This window comes from Mesorhizobium sp. B3-1-6 (assembly GCF_006439555.1).
Classification (GTDB): Bacteria; Pseudomonadota; Alphaproteobacteria; order Rhizobiales; family Rhizobiaceae; genus Mesorhizobium.
In genome coordinates this window covers 1-2,496 of the sequence record NZ_VFTM01000070.1, presented here as the reverse complement: position 1 = coordinate 2,496, position 2,496 = coordinate 1, and the positions used below count along the sequence as shown (strand labels likewise).

Here is a 2,496-nt window from a genome sequence, read left to right as displayed (position 1 = left end):
CGTAAGCGATGTTTCCGGGCCACCTTTCGGGAATGATCGCGATCTGTGAGGTTGCCGATCCTGTATTGGGATCGGAGATAGGCTTGTGTCTGGACTTGACCTTACGCTTGACCCGGAGCGGCAGCCTCGGCGTTTTGAGGTGATCAACGGCGCTGGCGGCCGGCGTCACTGGTCGCTGGACGACAAGGCCAGGATCGTCGCGGAGACGCTGGAGCCGAACGCAATCATCTCCGAAGTCGCCCGGCGTTATGGTCTCAGGCCACAGCAGGTGTTCGCCTGGCGCCGCGAAGCGCGCAAACAGGCCGCTTCGGCGCAGCAGGAATCGCCGGCCTTCGTGCCGGCGGTGGTGACGGCGCCGCCTCCGGAACCCGCGCCGACGCGTCCAGCGCAGCCGCGGAAGGGGAAGACAGCCCGAGATGCTGGCGTGATCGAGCTTGAGATTGACGGCATCGCCATGCGGGTCGGCCGGGGAGCTGACGCCAAGACGGTTGCGGCGGTGATCCGTGCGCTGAAGGCAACCTCGTGATCGGGCCGACGGGCGCCGTCAAGGTCATGGTGGCGACAAAGCCGGTGGACTTCCGCAAGGGTGCGGAGGGGTTGGCTGCGTTGGTGCGCGAGACGATGGGTGCCGATCCGTTCAGCGGCGCAGTTTATGTCTTCCGCGCGAAACGGACGGATCGGATCAAGCTGATCTTCTGGGATGGCAGCGGCGTCTGCCTCTATGCGAAGCGGTTGGAGGATGGCGAGTTCCGCTGGCCGAAGGTGCAGGATGGCGTGATGCGGCTGACGGCCGCCCAGTTGTCGGCGCTGCTTGAAGGGCTTGATTGGCGCCGGGTCCATGAGGCCCGCCGGACGCTTGCTCCAGCGCAGGCGGGTTGATCCGCGACCAAGTGAATCAGCCTGGATTCCGCTGTCGCCCGGAACTGGCGAATATGGTCTGATCCGATCATGGCGATGACAGCGGACCAGCTTCCCGACGATCCGGATGTGCTGAAGGCGATGGTCCTGGCGCGCGATGTCGAGAATGCTCGCCTGACCCAGATCATCAAGGAATTGCAGCGTCACCGCTTCGGCCGCCGGGCCGAGAGCCTGCCCGAAGATCAACTGCTCCTTGGCCTCGAGGAGGCCGAACAGATCGAGGCGGCAGGCGAGGAAGAGGCCGAGCGTGCCGATCCTGCCACGCGCAGGGAGCGCACCGCAAAGCGGCGGGCGAACCGTGGCGCGCTGCCGGCGCATTTGCCGCGCATCGAGATGGTCGTCGACATCGAGGACCATGCCTGCCCATGCTGCCGCGACGGACTTCATCGGATCGGCGAAGACGTCAGCGAACGGCTCGACGTCGTGCCGGCGCAACTGCGCGTGGTCGTCGTGCGCCGGCCCAAATATGCGTGTCGTGCCTGCGAGGACGTGGTCGTGCAGGCTCCGGCGCCCGCCCGGCTGATCGAAGGCGGTCTGCCGACCGAGGCGACGGTCGCGCAGGTTCTGGTCTCCAAATATGCCGACCACCTGCCGCTCTATCGCCAGGCGCAGATCTACGCCCGGCAGGGCATCAACCTCGACCGTTCCACGCTCGCCGACTGGGTCGGCCGCGCCGCCTGGCATTTGCGTCCGGTCCACGAGCGGCTGCTGGAGAAGCTGAAAGCCTCGCCCAAGCTCTTTGCCGACGAGACCACGGCGCCGGTGCTGGATCCCGGCCGCGGCAAAACCAAGACCGGGCAGCTCTGGGCCTACGCTCGCGATGACCGACCATGGAACGGGAGCGACCCGCCGGGCGTCGCCTATGTTTATGCGCCGGACCGAAAGGCGGAGCGACCGATCGCTCATCTGGCGGGCTTTGCCGGAATCCTGCAGGTCGACGGCTATGGTGGCTATCGGGTGCTCGCCGACAAGAGCGGTGCAACGCTCGCCTTCTGCTGGGCACACGTGCGCCGGCGCTTCTACGAACTCGCCGCAGCCGGCCCAGCACCGATCGCCAGCCAGGCGCTCCGGCGCATCGCGGAGCTCTATCGCGTGGAGGACGACATCCGCGGCCAGCCGGCAGACGCCCGTCGTGCCGTGCGCCAGGAAAGGAGCCGGCCGATCCTGGCCGAGTTCGAGCCATGGCTGCGCGAGAAGCTCGGCCTGATCAGCCAGAAGACCAAGCTCGCCGAGGCAATCCGCTACACGCTGTCACGCTGGGAGGGGCTCGCCCGCTTCCTCGACGACGGACGCATTGAGGTCGACTCCAATACCGTCGAACGCTCGATCCGCCCGATCGCGTTGAACCGCAAGAACGCACTCTTCGCCGGATCGGATGGCGGCGCCGAGCACTGGGCTGTCATCGCCTCGCTGATCGAAACCTGCAAACTCAACGCTGTCGAGCCGCTCGGTTACCTCGCTGACGTGCTCACCAGAATCGTCAACGGCCACCCGAACAGCCAAATTGACGAACTCCTGCCCTGGGCCTACGTCGCCGCTCCCGAGTTTAAGGCCGTGGCCTGAGAACACCGCTTACGA

The 2,496-nt window shown here is 66.3% G+C and carries 3 protein-coding genes; all 3 read left to right on the top strand.

Translation table 11 applies throughout. The features are described from left to right. The first annotated feature begins 85 nt into the window (after positions 1-85). The 3 genes from FJ414_RS31265 (at position 86) to FJ414_RS31255 (ending at position 2,481) form a co-directional block, all read left to right on the top strand. Positions 86-526: a transposase gene (locus FJ414_RS31265; protein ID WP_140648197.1), complete on the top strand. Its 441-nt coding sequence runs from the start codon at positions 86-88 to the stop codon at positions 524-526. Further along, a complete protein-coding gene (gene tnpB, locus FJ414_RS31260) occupies positions 523-879 on the top strand; it encodes an IS66 family insertion sequence element accessory protein TnpB (protein WP_140648196.1) in 357 nt (118 codons plus the stop codon). Before FJ414_RS31265 ends, tnpB begins: the two co-directional genes overlap by 4 nt. Positions 880-948: 69 nt before the next feature. Continuing rightward, on the top strand, positions 949-2,481 hold the full coding sequence (locus tag FJ414_RS31255) for an IS66 family transposase (protein WP_140648195.1): 1,533 nt from the start codon (positions 949-951) through the stop codon (positions 2,479-2,481). Positions 2,482-2,496: the final 15 nt, after the last annotated feature.

Coding starts and splice junctions, on each gene's coding strand:
- FJ414_RS31255 (WP_140648195.1), top strand. CDS start 949: ATGGCGATGACAGCGGACCAGCTTCCCGACGATCCGGATGTGCTGAAG.